Annotated in this window: 6 protein-coding genes, 1 tRNA gene and 2 riboswitches; of the genes, 6 read left to right on the forward strand and 1 reads right to left on the reverse strand. The window is 60.8% G+C overall.

Going from position 1 to position 16,977, the window contains the following annotated elements:
• Positions 1–97 precede the first annotated feature (97 nt).
• Positions 98–3,553, forward strand: coding sequence for a hybrid sensor histidine kinase/response regulator (locus tag OKC31_RS04580; RefSeq protein WP_247823331.1), 3,456 nt, complete (start codon positions 98–100; stop codon positions 3,551–3,553).
• Positions 3,554–3,787: 234 nt separating this feature from the next.
• A riboswitch (cyclic di-GMP riboswitch) is annotated at positions 3,788–3,875 on the forward strand.
• Positions 3,876–3,978: 103 nt separating this feature from the next.
• Positions 3,979–6,573 (forward strand): glycosyl hydrolase family 18 protein, encoded by a 2,595-nt coding sequence (locus OKC31_RS04585; protein WP_270656374.1) that lies wholly within the window; start codon positions 3,979–3,981, stop codon positions 6,571–6,573.
• 127 nt (positions 6,574–6,700) lie between these two features.
• On the opposite strand, the gene OKC31_RS04590 is transcribed toward OKC31_RS04585, so the two are convergent.
• Positions 6,701–7,936, reverse strand: coding sequence for a sensor domain-containing diguanylate cyclase (locus OKC31_RS04590; RefSeq protein ID WP_231720104.1), 1,236 nt, complete (start codon positions 7,934–7,936; stop codon positions 6,701–6,703).
• 315 nt (positions 7,937–8,251) lie between these two features.
• Positions 8,252–8,339: riboswitch (cyclic di-GMP riboswitch) on the forward strand.
• Between the two features lie 104 nt (positions 8,340–8,443).
• On the opposite strand from OKC31_RS04590, the gene OKC31_RS04595 reads away from it, so the two are divergent.
• From OKC31_RS04595 to OKC31_RS04610, 4 genes are all read left to right on the forward strand, one after another.
• Entirely contained in the window at positions 8,444–11,056 is a 2,613-nt protein-coding gene (locus OKC31_RS04595; RefSeq protein ID WP_270656375.1) for a glycosyl hydrolase family 18 protein, read from the forward strand.
• Positions 11,057–11,129: 73 nt separating this feature from the next.
• Positions 11,130–14,111 (forward strand): M66 family metalloprotease, encoded by a 2,982-nt coding sequence (locus OKC31_RS04600; RefSeq protein ID WP_270656376.1) that lies wholly within the window; start codon positions 11,130–11,132, stop codon positions 14,109–14,111.
• A gap of 79 nt (positions 14,112–14,190) precedes the next feature.
• The gene (locus OKC31_RS04605) at positions 14,191–16,107 is read left to right on the forward strand and encodes a glycoside hydrolase family 19 protein (protein ID WP_270656377.1); all 1,917 of its coding nucleotides are present in this window, start codon (positions 14,191–14,193) and stop codon (positions 16,105–16,107) included.
• A gap of 788 nt (positions 16,108–16,895) precedes the next feature.
• Positions 16,896–16,971: transfer RNA gene (locus OKC31_RS04610), tRNA-Ala, on the forward strand.
• Positions 16,972–16,977 lie beyond the last annotated feature (6 nt).

Raw genomic sequence — 16,977 nt, forward strand, 5'->3', positions numbered from 1 at the left:
ATAATTTCAATCTGTCCGAAGGGGATGACTTTTGGCTGCAGCCTCTCTAGACTGGCGAGGTTGTATACAAAAACTCAACATGGACAAGGAGTTATCGATGCACCAGGGATGGCTGCTGATCGGATTGTCGCTCACCTATCTGGGGCTGCTGTTTCTGATCGCCTTCGTGGCAGACAAGCACAAACGGCACCGTCTCAAGGGACAACCGCTGCTCTACAGCCTGTCGCTGGCGGTCTACTGTACCTCCTGGACCTTCTTCGGCACCGTGGGTCAGGCGAGTGAATCCCCCTGGTCACCGGTGCCCATCTACCTTGGCCCCATGCTGGTCTTTCTGTTTGGCTGGCGGCTGCTGGCCCGCCTTATTCTGGTGGCCAAGCGCGAGCACATCACCTCCATCGCCGACTTTATTGCCGCCCGTTACGGCAAATCCCAGCGGCTCGCCATGGTGATCGCTCTCATCGCCATCATGGGGATCCTCCCCTATCTGGTGTTGCAGCTCAAAGCCATCGTCACCGGGCTGGATCTGCTGATGGTCAACAGCGGCGGCATCAGCCCGACCAGCAATACCAGCGAGCTGGCGCTCGGGGTCACTCTGCTGCTGGCGCTGTTCAGCATCCTGTTCGGTACTCGCCATCTTGATGCCACCGAGCACCACAGGGGGATGGTGGTAGCCATCGCCTTCGAGTCGGTGGTCAAATTGCTGGCCTTTATCGCGGTGGGGGGCTTCGCCCTCTGGCTGATCCTGAGCAAACCGGGCGAGGCTCACGAGCAGGTGACCCGCGACTTCTTTGCACAGGTGGTGGCGGTGAGCCCCGGCAACCTGCTGGAGCTTGCCATCTATACGGTGCTGGCGATGTGCGCCGTCATCTGCCTGCCGCGCCAGTTTCATGTGACTGTGGTGGAGAACAATCAGGGGCAGGATCTTCATTGGGCGCGCTGGATCTTCCCGCTCTACCTGTTCGTGATGGGGCTTTTTATCTGGCCGCTGGCGCTGGCGGGCAAGCAGTGGGTCGGGGCCGACATGGCCTCCGACACCTATGTGATCAGTTTGCCGATGGCCCTCGGGTTCGATGGCATGGCGATGCTGGCGTTTCTCGGCGGCACCTCGGCGGCCACCGGCATGGTGATCGTCTGCACCATCGCACTGGCGATCATGGTGAGCAATGATCTGGTGCTGCCGGTGCTGCTGCGCCGCTTCTGGCGGCAGGGGCGCGACGAGCGGCTGGTGCGGCTGCTGTTGCAGGTGCGCCGTGGCGCCATCCTGCTGATCTTGCTGGCGGCCTGGGGGCTCTACCTGTGGCTCGGCGATCTCACCAGCTTGTCGCGCATCGGCTATCTCTCCTTTGGCGCGGTGGCCCAGTTTGCGCCAGCCCTGCTGCTCGGCCTCTACTGGCGTCACGGCAATCGCAAGGGGGTCTATCTTGGGTTGAGCCTCGGGGTGAGCCTCTGGTTCGTGACCCTGCTGGTGGAGAGCGGGCTGCTGGCCGGTTCACCGCTGGCAGCACTGCTGGCGCCGCCGGACTGGCCCGCATTTCGCGAGCTGAGTCTCGGGGCTTGGTGCATCTTCCTGAGCCTGCTCTTCAACCTGCTCGGCTATGTGGCAGGCTCGCTGCTCTCCCGTCCGGCGGTGAGCGAGCGGCTGCAGGCGGCCAACTTTGTCGGCAAGCCGAGCCGCGATACCGCCGCCCTCTATCAGGCGCGGGTCTCGGTCAAGGAGCTGGAGATGCTGGCGGCCCGCTTTGTCGGCTCAAGCCGGGTCAAGCGTGCCTTTGGTCGCTTCGCCGGAGAGCGGGGCGGCACCCTTGCTCCGCAGATGCAGGCCTCGGCCGAGCTGATTGCCCATACCGAGCGGCTGCTGGCCGGGGTGTTTGGGACCTCCTCGGCGCGGTTGGTGCTCGCCTCTGCCCTGCAGGGGCGCAACATGCAGCTCGAGGAGATCGCCACCATAGTCGATGAGGCCTCCGACGTGTTTCGCTTCAACCGCGGCCTGCTGCAGGGGGCGATCGAGCATATCGGGCAGGGGATTTCGGTGGTGGACAGGGAGCTTAGGCTGGTGGCCTGGAACCGCCGCTACATCGAGCTGTTCCACTATCCGCCGGGGCTTATTCAGGCAGGGCGTCCCATCGAGGAGATCATCCGCTACAACGCCCAGCAGGGGCTCTGTGGCACCGGCGATATCGAGGATCATGTGGCGCGGCGGGTCGCCTTTATGAAGCGGGGCAGCGCCCATATCTCGGCGCGGGAGCGCCCGGACGGGCGGGTGATCGAGATGCAGGGCAACCCCATGCCCGCCGGCGGTTTTGTTATGACCTTTACCGACATCACGCCGTTTCGCGATGCGGAGCGGGTGCTGCGCGAAGCGAACGAACATCTGGAGGCACGGGTGGCCGAGCGTACCCGTGAGCTCTCCGAACTCAACCGCCAACTATTGCTGGTGAACCAGCAGGTGGAGCGGGCCAATCAATCCAAGAGCCGTTTTCTGGCGGCGGTCAGCCACGATCTGACCCAGCCCCTCAATGCCGCCAAGCTGTTTACCTCCTCCCTGCTGGAGATGTTGCCCGATGCTGGCGAGCAGGCCCGCATTGCCCGCCATATCGACGATGCGCTGGGGGCGACCGAGGATCTCATCACCGATCTGCTCGATATCTCGCGGCTCGAAGCGGGCAAGTTCAAGGCCAAGAAGCTCGACTTTGCCCTGCGCGATCTGCTCGACAACCTCAAGGCGGAGTTTGGCGTGTTGGCCCAGGCGGGGGGGATCCACTTCTCGGTGGTGGAGAGCAAGCATGCGGTACACAGCGATGTGCGGCTACTGCGCCGGGTGCTGCAGAACTTCCTCACCAATGCGTTTCGCTACAACCCGGGTGGCCGGGTGCTGCTCGGTTGTCGCCGGATGGGGGATAAGATCCGCATCGAGGTATGGGACAACGGCCCCGGCATCCCGCAGGACAAGCAGGAGGCGATCTTCGACGAGTTCTCCCGCCTCGATCACTCCCGCACCGCCAAGGAGCAGGGGCTGGGTCTGGGGCTCGCCATCGCCCGTGGCATCTCGCAGGTGCTCGGTCATCAGCTCACATTGCAGAGCTGGCCGGGCAAGGGATCGGTCTTTGCGGTGACCCTCAATCTGGCGACCCGGCAGGTCACGGCCCATCAGCTGGCTGCGCCGGTGGCGCGCGACAGCCAGCTGGAGGGGGTAGCCGTGCTCTGCATTGACAATGAGCGGGACATTCTGACCGCCATGAGCACCTTGCTCGGCCGCTGGGGCTGCGAGGTGCGCTGCGCCGTCGATCTGGCCGAAGCCGAGGCGCTGATAGCAGAGGGGTTTGTGCCACGGCTGGTGCTCTCCGATTACCACCTCGACGATGGCAAGACTGGGTTGGAGGCGCTCGCTGTCCTGCAACGGGTGTGTGGCGATGAACTGGGAGGGATCATCATCAGTGCCGATCGCAAGAGCGAGTTGCAGGTGCAGATCCGCGAGCGGGGGTATGGCTATATCAGCAAACCGGTCAAACCACTCAAACTGCGAGCCCTGATGAACAGCTTGCTGCTGCGCTAGCCGCATCCGGAGCGGCAAGCCGTGAACCGGCTCACAAAACCGCGCAATGATCCCGTGGGCCATGGTCATGGATAAATGCCGAAAACAGAGATTTATTGGCGAAGATCTCTTCATCTTCCTGCGTAATGGCTGCCAGTTACTCTTTTGGCTTGCCACTGTCGGTGAACGCCGACAGTGGCAGACCGGATTGGCTCACTCTATAGTCGGGATGCGATTTTTTGCATCGAAAATGAAGTAACCGAAGGGCAAACCGATCGCAAGATCGGGACGCAAAGCTTCCGGTCCAGGGATGAGCCGTACTTGAGATAGCGGGGCCACCACAGGTTGTTGTGCACCTTTGCCAAGAGGCCGCACTGCCGTCTGCGTTACCTGTCAGGGCGTAGCCCTTTTCGTTGCCAACATAACGAAATAGGGAAATATAAAAAATGCTAAGTCCAAAGCCTACCATGCTGGCCCTTGCGGTCGGTCTGTGCTGCGCCTCGTCCGCTTATGCTGCGGCGCCCGGCAAGCCGACCATCGGATGGGGCCCCACCAAGTTTTCCATCGTTGAAGTCGATCAGGCGGCCACTGCCTACAACAATCTGGTCAAGGTAAAGGATGCCGCCGATGTGGAGGTGAACTGGAACCTCTGGAGCGGCGATCTGGGCCAGAGTGCCAAGGTACTGCTCAATGGTCAGGAGGTGTGGTCCGGCCCCTCGGCCGCAGCGGGCATGGCCAAATTCAAGGTGAAGAAAGGGGGGCGCTACCAGATGCAGGTGGCGCTGTGCAACGCCGATGGCTGTACCCTCTCTGATGCCAAGGAGATCGTGGTCGCCGATACCGATGGCAGCCATCTGGCGCCACTCAAGGCGCCGCTGCAGGAGAACAACAAGCCCTACGCCAACAAGTCCGGCAAGGTGGTGGGGACTTACTATGTGGAGTGGGGAGTCTATGGCCGCAAGTTTACGGTGGACAAGATCCCGGCCCAGAACCTGACCCATATCCTCTATGGCTTCACCCCCATCTGCGGCGGGGATGGCCTCAACGACAGCCTCAAGGAGATCGAAGGGAGCTTCCAGGCGCTGCAACGGGCGTGCGCCGGCCGGGCTGACTTCAAGGTGGCGATGCACGATCCCTGGGCCGCCATCCAGATGCCGCAAGGCAACCTCACCGCCCATGACGAGCCCTACAAGGGCAACTTTGGTGCCCTGATGGCGCTCAAGCAGGCCTATCCGAACCTCAAGATCCTCCCCTCGGTCGGCGGTTGGACCCTCTCCGACCCCTTCTATTTCCTCGGTGACAAAACCAAGCGCGATGTGTTTGTCGGCTCGGTGAAAGAGTTCCTGCAGACCTGGAAGTTCTTCGATGGTGTGGATATCGACTGGGAGTACCCAGGCGGACAGGGTGCCAACCCGAAACTGGGCAGCCCGAGTGATGGTGCCACTTATGTGGCCCTGATGAAGGAGCTGCGGGCCATGCTCGACGAGCTGGAGGCCGAGACCGGTCGCCAGTATGAGCTCACTTCCGCCATTGGGGCGGGGGGCGACAAGATCCAGGATGTGGACTACAAAGCGGCCCAGCCCTACATGGACCACATCTTCATGATGACCTACGACTACAACGGTGCCTGGAGCAACACCGAGCTGGGTCACCAGACCAACCTTTATGCGGCAAGCTGGGATCCCGATACCAAGTACACCACCGACAAGGCGGTGAATCAGCTGCTGGCGCAGGGGGTTGAACCGGGCAAGCTGGTGGTCGGGGCCGCCATGTATGGCCGTGGCTGGACCGGGGTGAGCGGTTATCAGGGCAACAACCCCTTCACCGGCAAGGCGACCGGCAAGGTGAAAGGCACCTGGGAGGACGGGGTGGTGGATTACCGCGACATCGTCAACAACCGGATGGGGGCGGGCTGGGAGAAGGGCTACGACGAGGTGGCCGAGGCGCCCTATCTGTTCAAGGCGGCGACCGGCGATCTCATCACCTATGACAACGAGCGCTCGGTCAAGGCCAAGGGGCAGTATGTGCAGGCCAACAAGCTGGGTGGCCTCTTCTCATGGGAGATCGATGCCGACAACGGCGACATCCTCAACGCCATGCACGAGGGGCTGGGTCACGGCGAGGGGACGACTCCCCCCGCCAACAAGCCGCCGCTGGCCAACGCGGGCAGTGACCTCAAGGTGACCGGTCCGACCGAGGTGACGCTGGATGGTTCGGCCTCCCACGATCCGGAAAACAGCGCGCTCAGGTACAGCTGGAAGCAGATCTCCGGCCCGCAGGCTGCCCTGCTGGATGCCACTCAGGCCAAGGCTCGTGTTGTACTCGATGCGGTGACTGCCGACATCAATCTGGTGTTCGAGCTGACGGTGACCGATGACCAGCTGTTGAGTGCCAAGGATCAGGTGGTGGTGACCAACAAGGCGCCGCAGGCCAATCTGGCGCCGGTGGTGAGTGTACCTGCCACGGCCTCTGTGGAGGCGGGCAAGCAGGTGACCATCAAGGCGACCGCCTCTGATCCGAACGGTGATCCGTTGACCTATCAGTGGAGCGTGCCGGCAGGCATCACCGCAACGGGTCAGAACAGCGCCACCCTGGTGGTGACTGGCCCGAACGTCACCAGCGACACCGGCTATGACCTGAGCGTCACCGTCTCCGACGGTGGGTTGGATGCCAGTGCGGCAACCCGTCTGACGGTCAAACCGGCCAGCAGCGGCGGTGGTTGCACGGCGACCGATCCGGATGCGGCCAACTGGCCAGTCTGGAAAGCGGCCAGCACCTATAACAGCGGCGACAAGGTGAGCCACAACCAGCTGGTGTGGCAGGCCAAGTACTGGACCCAGGGCAACGAGCCTAGCCGCACCGCGGATCAGTGGCTGCTGGTGAGCAAGGTGCAACTGGGTTGGGATGCCAATGTGGCCTACAACGGTGGCGAGCTCACCACCCATAACGGCCGTCAGTGGAAGGCGCAGTACTGGACCAAGGGCAATGAGCCCGGCAAACACGACGTCTGGCAGGATGTGGGGGCCGCCAGCTGTAAATAAGCATTGAATGGTGGCGGGGCATGCCAGTCATGCCCCGTTTTTTCTCCCCGCTTCGCCACATTCTGGCGGGTCTGCCAACCGGTTTCCCCCAGCTTCTCTCGTGTCCCTGCAAAGTGCTCACTCTTGCCTAGTGATTAATGCTCTCCCCGATAGCTGGCATCTGTGCCGCACGTTGCTCTTTGTGGTGCCGCTTGTGTTGGTACATGTCGGCATCGGCTCTGGCAAACGCAGCGGCAAAGTCGCCGCGATAGGGGGCCATCCCCATGCTGCACGAGATAGTGGGGGAGGCGCTGGCCAGCATGGTCGTCAGCCTGGCCATCGCCTGTTGCAGCTCGGTCGGTGTCAGAGTGGTGAGCAGCACAAACTCATCCCCGCCGAAGCGGGCGGCAATCACCCCCTGACCGAAGTGCTGGCGTATGCCATCTGCGATAAGGCGCAGGGCCTGATCACCCGCTAAATGGCCACTGCTGTCATTGAGCTGCTTGAGATTATCCATGTCGATCAGCAGCAGGGTGCCTTCCGGCTGTGCTTGCAGAGCGAGTTCGAATTGCTGGCGATTGGCGAGCCCGGTCAGCTGGTCGGTATTGGCCAGCTGATAGATGCGGCGGGACTGCTGATAGATGGTGATGGCGTGGCGAATATCCCGCGCCAGGATCGCCATCAGGTGGCTGTCGTAGCGGGTAAAGGCATGACGTTTGCTGCTGTCCATATTGATCATGCCGTAGAGCTGACCATCGATATGGATCGGGGTCGCCAGCGTGGCCTGGATGGGCAGGTCGGTGCAGTTGACCAGCAGCTCTCTGTCCTGTTCGGACAGGGGCATGGTGGCATTTATCTTCGACAGGTCGTTGATCAGCAGTGTTTTGTTGCAGCGCCCCTGAGTCAGCTTGTACTGAAAGGTGTGCTCCAGCGGCAGATTGATCCGCCGCAGTTTCACCAGATCCATGCCGATGGCCGCTTCATACCTCAACATGCCTGTGCCCGGCAGCAGCTTGATCAGGCAGCCCATCTCGGCTCCCGGGATCAACATCACGGCTCGTCTGAGCAGATCCTCCAGAAAGGCCTCTTCGGTCTGGTATTGCGCCGAGTTGCGGGCCAGTTCGGCGGTGGTTTCGTTGATCTTGAGCGCCTCACTCAGATGCTGCCACTGGCGGTGCAGATGGTAGCGGTAGTGGCGATAGAGCCAGAAGGTGCAGATAAGGTAGCTCTGGACTAGCAAGGTGCTGGCAAGCGGCGCCCTTTGCCAGCCATTGAGGCTGTTGATAAGCCAGATCATCCCGGCCAGTGGCAAGGCATAAATCGTCAAACGAACAAATTTGTCGTATCTGGATAACCGGGTGCGTGAGGGCAATTCGCTGGGCATGAAGACACCTGCTGGCCATGCAAAGCGGCGATTATAAATTCATTAGTTGCGATACAGATGGGTCTTTTGTCGCATATTGTTCTTACTCATTGATTTTTCTCAATTTGGTGTGATGCAGATCAAAAAAATGGTGTGAGGTATCTGGTTGGAGGTGATGAGATTAGGTCTGCATATCCGGCTGTTTTTTAAACATTAATTTCTTGAAAGTGGGTAATTGTCGGGGTTGGTAACTGGTGGGCTGGCAATGGTCCTATTTGCTTACTTATCAGAATTACCCTACAGTCAATCGGTGATTATTTATCGCCAGAAATAACGTTGTGACAAGGGCAAACCGATTGAAAAGTCGGGACGCAAAGCTTCCGGTCTAAGGGTCAAGACGACCTAGGATAGCGGGGCCACCACAGTAGAATGCAGGCTGCCTTTGCCAAGGGGTGGCCGTTTTTGTGTCACCTGTCGTGTTGCGTTGCCCTTTCGTTTTTCCCATAACGAAACGAAAAGGAAAGCAATATGCTAAGTCCAAAACCCGCACTGCTGGCCATGATGGTCGGCACCCTGCTCGCCTCCTCCGCCGCTTATGCGGCAGCTCCCGGCAAACCCGCTATCGGTTGGGGCCCCACCAAGTTTGCTATCGTCGAAGTCAGCCAGTCCGCGACCGCTTATAACGAGCTGGTCAAGGTGAAGGATGGCGCCGATGTGACCGTCACCTGGAATCTCTGGAACGGCGATATTGGCCAGAGTGCCAAGGTGCTGCTGGATGGCAAGGAAGTCTGGTCCGGTCCCTCTTCCGCCGCTGGCACTGCCACCTTCAAGGTGCACAAGGGGGGCCGCTATCAGATGCAGGTCGCGCTGTGCAACGGCGATGGCTGCACCCTGTCTGATACCAAGGAGATCGTGGTCGCCGATACCGACGGCAGCCACCTCGCACCACTCAAGCCAGCCCTGCAGGAGCACAACAAGCCTTACGTCAACAAATCCGGCAAGGTGGTCGGCACCTACTATGTGGAGTGGGGGGTCTATGATCGCAACTTCACCGTGGACAAGCTGCCAGCCCAGAACCTGACCCATATCCTCTATGGCTTCACCCCGATCTGTGGCGGTGATGGCCTCAACGACAGCCTCAAAGAGATTTCTGGCAGCTTCCAGGCGCTGCAACGTGCCTGCGCCGGGCGCAAGGATTTCCAGGTCGCCATTCACGATCCCTGGGCTGCGCTGCAAAAAGGGCAGGGGTCACTGGTTGCCTGGGATGAGCCCTACAAGGGCAACTTCGGCAACCTGATGGCCCTCAAGCAGGCTTATCCGGACCTGAAGATCCTCCCCTCCGTCGGTGGCTGGACCCTCTCCGATCCCTTCTTCTTCATGCATGACAAGGCCAAGCGTGACGTGTTCGTCGCCTCGGTCAAAGAGTTCCTGCAGACCTGGAAGTTCTTCGACGGTGTCGATATCGACTATGAGTTCCCGGGCGGCGACGGTGCCAACCCCAATCTGGGGGACAAGACCAAAGATGGTGAAACCTATGTGCTGATCATGAAGGATCTGCGCGCCATGCTCGACGAGCTGGAGGCCGAGACCGGTCGCACCTATCAGCTCACCTCCGCCATCGGTGCCGGTTACGACAAGATCGAGGATGTGGATTACAAGGCTGCCCAGCAGTACATGGATCACCTCTTCGTGATGAGTTACGACTACAACGGTGCCTGGAGCAACACCTCCCTGGGTCATCAGGCCAACCTCTATCAGGCCACCAACGGCTCGGCCAACAAGCGCTACAACACTGATGCAGCGGTACAGCAACTGCTGGCGCAGGGGGTCGACTCCGGGAAGCTGGTGATCGGTGCCGCCGCCTACGGTCGCGGCTGGAAAGGGGTGAGCGGCTATCAGGGTAACGATCCCTTCACCGGCACCGCCACCGGCAAGATCAAGGGCACCTGGGAAGATGGCGTGCTGGATTATCGCCACATCGTCAACAGCCATATGGGCGCAGGCTGGGAGTACAACTACGACGAGACTGCCGAAGCGGCCACCCTGTTCAAGCCCTCCACCGGCGAGCTGATCACCTATGACGACGAGCGCTCGGTCAAGGCGAAAGGACAATACGTGCTGGCCAACAAGCTGGGCGGCCTCTTCTCCTGGGAGATCGATGCCGACAATGGCGACATCCTTAACGCCATGCATGAAGGTCTCGGTCACGGCGAAGGGGTCACTCCGCCCGCCAACAAGCCGCCGGTCGCCAATGCGGGCAGCGATGTGGCGGTGACCGGCCCGGCTACCCTGACGCTGGATGGCTCAGCCTCCCATGATCCGGAAAAAGGCTCTCTGACCTACAGCTGGAAGCAGGTCTCCGGCCCGCAAGCTGTGCTGGGCGATACCACGCAGGCCAAGGTGCGGGTCGATGTGAATGCCGTCAGTGCTGATACCGCCCTGGTATTCGAGCTGACGGTGACCGATGACCATCAACTGACAGCCAGGGATCAGGTGGTGGTGACCAACAAGGCGCCGCAGCCCAACCTGCCTCCGGTGGTGACTTTGCCTGCCAGCGTCAAGGTGGAAGAGGGCAAGCAGGTGACCATCACTGCCAAGGCATCCGACCCCAACGACGACGAGCTGATCTACCAGTGGCAAGTGCCCGCCGGTATCACGGCGACCGGCCAGAACAGCGCCACCCTGGTGGTCACCGGCCCGGCGGTGGATGTCGAAACCGGTTATGACCTCTCTGTGACCGTCTCCGATGGCGCACTCGATGCCAACGCGGCCACCCGTCTCACCGTCACGCCAGTCAACGAAGGCGGTGAGGGTGGCTCTTGCAACACCACAGATCCGGAAGCAGCCAACGTTCCCGCATGGCAGGCCAGCAAGGTCTACAACGGCGGTGACAAGGTGAGCCATAACCAGCTGGTATGGCAGGCCAAGTACTGGACTCAGGGTAATGAGCCGAGCCGCGCCGCCGATCAGTGGGCGCTGGTGAGTCAGGTTGAGCTGGGCTGGAACGCAGCCGTTGCCTACAACGGCGGGGATCTCACCAACCACAACGGCCGTCAGTGGAAGGCCAAGTGGTGGACTCAGGGCAATGAGCCGGGCAAGCACGATGTCTGGCTGGATATCGGGGCAGCAAGCTGTAACTGAGGCCTCCTCACCGATGACGGGGCATGGCGACATGCCCCTCATTCCCGGTAGCAATATGAACGAGAACCCGACAATGACCACAAATGTGACCCGAATCGCTGCCCTCATCATGACAACCCTGGCGGCTGGCCCCTTGTCTGCCACCACCTCGCCCCTGATATTCAATGAGACGACACCGCAAAGCGATCTGGCGGGTAGCCTGGCTGCCCGCGTGCAGTTTGCCCAGAGCCAGATCCTGCCTTCCCATCCCAAGGAGGGGGATCGCCAACCCATCCTGACCAGCCTGCGCAAGAGCCTGCTGCTGGTGAAACCACTCCAGGCCGATGGGGTGACCCCCATGACGGTGGAGGCTCGTGACGGCAGCGGCAAGCTGCTGGGCACCCTGACCTTGTCGCCGCCATCGGCGCTGCCAGAGACGGTCTACCACCTCGCGGGGGCTCCAGAAGGGGGAGTGAGTTTCATCCCGGAGAGCGGCACCACTGCTGTCATCAGCAGCAGTGCTGATTTGGCCAAACTGAACGACAAGAGCGGCGCCTTTCTCAAGGATCGGCTGACCGAGCGTGCGCTGGTGGAGATCCAGACCGCCGACGGCCGCTGGGTTCGGGATATCTACCTGCCCGTGAGCCCGGAGCTGGAGGGCAAGATGGTGCGGATCAGTTCCAGCGCCGGTTATAACTCGACGGCCTTCTATGGTGAGCGACAGGTGACCGTCTCCCGTGGTCAGACCCTGCAGTTCAAGTTTGCCAATGGGCAGTGGTTCCGCGAGGGGGAGCTGGAGAACAACCGCATCACCTATGCAGCGGATACCTGGAGCGGCGAGCTGCCCGCCGGGTGGATCCAGCCCGGACTGACCCTCTCCGTTCGTCAGGGCAATCTCAGTGGTGAACTGCGTGATATCAAGGTCGGCGCCCCCGGCGAGCTGCTGCTGCACACCATCGACATCGGCATGCTCACCACGCCACGGGATCGCTTTGCCTTTGCCAATGACAGGGAGGCCCATCGCGAATACTTCCAGACCATTCCGGCCAGCCGGATGATTGTCAGTCAGTATGCACCGCTCTCCCTGCCTGAGGTGATGCTGCCCAACGGCACATTGCTGACTGATTTTGACCCGAGCGAAGGGGGCTGGCATGGCGGCACCATGCGTCAGCGCATCGGCAAGGAGCTTATCTCCCACGGTATCGACAATGCCAATTACGGCATCAACAGTAGTGCCGGTGAAGGGGAGGGAAGCCATCCCTTTGTTGCGGCCCAGCTGACGGCGCACAACAGTCGCGGCAAGTATGCCAATGGAGTTCAGGTGCACGGAGGTTCCGGTGGCGGTGGCATCGTCACGCTGGATGATTCGCTGGGCAACGAGTTCAGCCACGAGGTGGGCCATAACTTCGGCCTTGGCCACTATGTGGATGGTTTCCGCGGCTCGGTTCATCGCAGTGCCGATCAGCTCAACTCCAGCTGGGGCTGGGACAGTGACAAACACCGTTTCATCCCCAACTTCTCGCCGACCCGCACCAATGAGGATGCCTGTCTGGATGGCCAGTGCCAGCCACCGTTCGATGGCCGCAAGTTTGGCCACGATGCGATGGCGGGCGGCCGCCCTCTCTCCGGCGCCAACCGTTTCACCCTCTATACCCCCAATTCGGCCGCCATCATCCAGCGCTTTCTGGAGAGCAAGGCGGTGTTCGATGCCAACTCGGCCACCGGCTTTAGCAAGTGGAACAGTGCGACGGCCAGGATGGAGCCCTATCAGCACACAATCGAGGGGATCGAGAAGGTCGATGCCCCCATGGATGCCCTGAGCGAGGCCGGGCTGAGTGCCCTGCTGGCGGATTACGGCTTGGTCAGGGTCGCCATGTGGGATGGTCGCTGGACCCGTGATATCCGGGTGCCGATTGCCTCTGCGGACAACCGTGGGCGCAGTCTGACCATCGATCACGGGGCCGGTTACAACAGCCACCTTTTTATCAACGGCAAGGATATCCTGGTGAGCAGGGGCTTCAAGAAGAGCTTCACCTCGGATGGCCAGAGCTGGGTGGAGGTCTCCCCTATCGATACCAAGGTTGCGCGCAAGCCCGAGCAGTTCGGCGTGCCGGTGACCACTTTGGTGGGCTATTACGATCCGCAAGGAGCCCTGCGCAGCTATATCTATCCGGCACTGCACGGCGCCTACGGCTTCACCTATCCGGATGACAGCCGCACCCTGTCCGGCAATGACTGCCAGTTGCAGGTGGAGACCCGCGATGGTCTGCAGCGCTTCAGGCTGGCCAATCACCGGGCGGCGAGCAGCGTCATGAACAAGTTCCACATCAACCTGCCCACCGCCAGCGAGCCCGGTCGCGCCACCATCCAGTGCCGTGGCCAGACACTGGTACAGCAGAGCTTGTTGCCATCGCAGCAGACCCTCTCCTTTACCGTCAACGGGCGGCCGCTGGAGCAGGGCGTGGTGGAGAACCAGCCTCCGGTGGTGACCGTGCCGGCGCAGCTTGGCGGCATCGGCGGTGAGTGGCTGACCATCACTGCCGAGGCGAGGGATCCCGAGGGGGATGCGCTGAGCTACCGCTGGCACTTCCCAGCTGGCTGGCAGGCGGACGGCGAGACCAGTGCCAACCTGCGTCTGTTACCGCCAGTTGTCACCACCAGCGAGCAGCATGAGCTGAGTGTGAGCGTCTCGGATGGGGTACATCAGAGCGAAGGGCGCGTCGTGCTGACGCTGGAGCCCATGGTCGACGGCTCTTGCAACACCACCGACCCGGAAGCGGCGAATGTTCCCGCATGGCAGGCCGGCAAGGTCTATAACGGCGGCGACAAGGTGAGCCACAACCAGCTGGTATGGCGTGCCAAGTACTGGACTCAGGGCAATGAACCGGGCCGCGTCGCCGATCAGTGGGCGCTGGCTAGTCAGGTTGAGCTGGGCTGGAGCGCTACCGTTGCCTACAACGGCGGTGAGCTGACCAACCACAATGGCCGTCAGTGGAAGGCCAAGTGGTGGACTCAAGGCAACGAGCCGGGGAAGCACGATGTCTGGCTGGATGTCGGGGCGGCAAGCTGCCCCTAGGTTGAGTCCATGATGAAGATGGCGGAGCCTGTTCAGGCGGGCTCTGCCTTTTGCCACAAAACCATAGAGAGCAAGAATAATGAAAAAAAACCGCATCACCCTTCTGCTTGCCAGCATGATGCTGAGCGGCCACCTGTGGGCGGCCGAGGCATACGACATCAACAAATCCTATCCGGGCGGCAGCCAGGTCAATTACAACGGCCAGGTTTTTGAGGCCAAGTGGTGGGTCAACCCGGGTCAGACTCCGGGCATGGCGGCCGCCAATGAGTGGGATACCCCGTGGAAGCTTGTCGGCGAAGGGGAAGTGACCCCGCCGGACACCGGTGGCGATGACAAGCCCAATCCGCCAACGCCAACCCCGCCGGATGGCAGCACCACCCCCGTCTATATGAGCCAGGCTGAGCTGGATGCCAAAGAGAAGGCGCTGACCGACTTCCCGGCGATGGAGGCGGTCAAGGCTTCCATCGCTACCCGGGACAATCTGGTCGTCGAGGCGGTGCAGCCGGGCCGTGCCGACAACCCGGGCAACGTCAAGCGGGTCGAAAGCCTGCTGAGCGAGAGCCAGTTCAACTACCTCTTCCCGCTGCGCGCCCCCGAGTACACCTATCGCGGCCTGCTGCAGGCGGCGGCCAAGTTCCCGGCCCTGTGCAGCGACTACAGCGATGGCCGTGATGCCGATGCCATCTGCCGCAAGACCCTGGCAACTATGTTCGCCCACTTCGCCCAGGAGACCGGTGGCCATGAAAACTGGCGCCCGGAAGCCGAGTGGCGTCAGGCGCTGGTCTACGTGCGCGAGATGGGATGGAATGAGACCATGCGCGGCGGTTACAACGCCGAGTGCCGTCCCGATGTGTGGCAGGGTCAGCAGTGGCCGTGCGGTACGTTCGACAATGGCGAGTTCAAGAGCTACTTTGGCCGCGGTGCCAAGCAGCTCTCCTACAACTACAACTATGGCCCCTTCTCCGAGGCGATGTTCGGCACGGTGCGCACCCTGCTCGACCGCCCCGATCTGGTGGCCGACACCTGGCTGAACCTCGCCAGTGCGGTGTTCTTCTATACCTATCCGCAGCCGCCCAAGCCTTCCATGCTCCATGTCATCGATGGCACCTGGCAGCCGAATGACCATGACAAGCAGAACGGTCTGGTGCCGGGCTTCGGGGTCACTACCCAGATCATCAACGGCGGGGTGGAGTGCGGCGGTCCGGTCGAGCACGCCCAGTCCCAGAATCGCATCAACTACTACCGCGAGTTTGCCAACTACCTCGGAGTGGCGGTGCCATCCGACGAGGTGCTGGGTTGCAAGAATATGAAGGTGTTTGATGACAATGGCGCCGGTGCCTTGCCCATCTATTGGGAGCAGGACTGGAGCTATGTGGCAGAGAACCCCAACGGCGGCAAGAGTTACGCTTGCAAGCTGGTGGGTTACCAGACCCGTTTCAGTGCCTTCAAGGAGGGGGATTACAGCCGCTGCGTTCAGCACTTCTATCCGGAGGTGGTGATCGAGGATAACGGCGGTGGTACCAACCTGCCACCGGTGGCCAATATCACCGGCCCGGCGCAGGCCGAAGGTGGCAGCAAGGTGACCCTCTCCGGCCAGCATTCCAGAGATCCGGAAGGCAAGCCACTCTCTTATGCCTGGACTATTCCGGCAGGTGCCTCTGCACCGGCACTGGATCAGGTCACTCTGGAGTTGACTCTGCCCAAGCTGGCCAGTGATACCAAGCTGGAGATCAAACTGACGGTGACCGATGAAGGGAGCTTGAGCCGTAGCACCACCCATAGCCTGCTGGTGAAAGGGGAGGAGGGGGGCGTAACGCCGCCTGACTATCCGACCTATAAAGAGGGGACTCCCTACAAGGCGGGCGAGCGGGTCAGCAGCGGCGGTGCCAGCTACGAGTGCAAACCGCACCCCTACACCGGCTGGTGTGCCGGTGCCGCCTGGGCCTATGAGCCGGGCAAGGGCACGGCCTGGGCCGATGCCTGGATCAAACTCTGAGCCGTTTCAGGGTTACAAGGCTTGCCGATTAGCCGGAACACTATCTGGTGCAATGACAATTCGGAGCAATAAAAGATGGGGCCTGCGGGCCCCATTCATGTTTGGTGGAGTTCAGGTTTGGCCGTGGAACATCTGGCCCGGACAGGACAGCGCCTCGAAAGGGCTGTGTGATGATGTGTGTTGTTTTTTTATTACATTTTTCGTGAAAGGCTTTCAGCAATTACTTGCCGTAGCGGAAGTAGTATTCACGGGTGGAGGGGGCATAGGCATCTTTCTCTACAACGCCGTTCTTGGTGGTTGCACCGCGCAGGTGGAACAGGACTGCCAGATTCTCAAACATGGTTTACCTCATCGCTCTGTCATTTATGGTTATGGTGTGTGACCTGGGTCACGGTTTGATCCTATGGTCATTTGTGAGCCAGATCAACTTTCTGTGTTGTAAATTTACAAAAATCATGGAAAGGGTTTTCAAATGCAATGCCCTTTATGGAAAGGCTTTCCCTAGGTGACGGGGGAGACGCTGACGATCAGCCTGCAAAAGAGGCCTGAGAGCGGGGGCGTTGCACGGGGAAAGAGGCTTGCTGCATGGCCTCTCCTTTATAGGTGCTTGAGCCGATTTATGACATAAAACAGAGAGATAGCACGCGCCTTGCTGGTAAAAACAGCGAACTGCTGCAATTTTGACTAAACGAATCAGTCGCGGTTATTTTAGGGTTGACAGCAAAGCGGGTGATGCCTATCATGCGCCTCCGTTGCCGGAGATAACTTCGTCAGCGCCGAGGTGAGTTGGGGTTATAGCTCAGCTGGGAGAGCGCTTGCATGGCATGCAAGAGGTCCGCGGTTCGATCCCGCGTAGCTCCACCAAATTCT

Source organism: Aeromonas sp. Y293-4 (genome assembly GCF_027705905.1).
Taxonomy (GTDB): domain Bacteria; phylum Pseudomonadota; class Gammaproteobacteria; order Enterobacterales; family Aeromonadaceae; genus Aeromonas; species Aeromonas veronii.

Bases quoted from the DNA above. Each gene is read 5' to 3' on its own strand.
- OKC31_RS04595 (WP_270656375.1), top strand. From the start codon at position 8,444: ATGCTAAGTCCAAAACCCGCACTGCTGGCCATGATGGTCGGCACCCTG.
- OKC31_RS04585 (WP_270656374.1), top strand. From the start codon at position 3,979: ATGCTAAGTCCAAAGCCTACCATGCTGGCCCTTGCGGTCGGTCTGTGC.
- OKC31_RS04590 (WP_231720104.1), bottom strand. From the start codon at position 7,936: ATGCCCAGCGAATTGCCCTCACGCACCCGGTTATCCAGATACGACAAA.
- OKC31_RS04580 (WP_247823331.1), top strand. From the start codon at position 98: ATGCACCAGGGATGGCTGCTGATCGGATTGTCGCTCACCTATCTGGGG.
- OKC31_RS04600 (WP_270656376.1), top strand. From the start codon at position 11,130: ATGACCACAAATGTGACCCGAATCGCTGCCCTCATCATGACAACCCTG.
- OKC31_RS04605 (WP_270656377.1), top strand. From the start codon at position 14,191: ATGAAAAAAAACCGCATCACCCTTCTGCTTGCCAGCATGATGCTGAGC.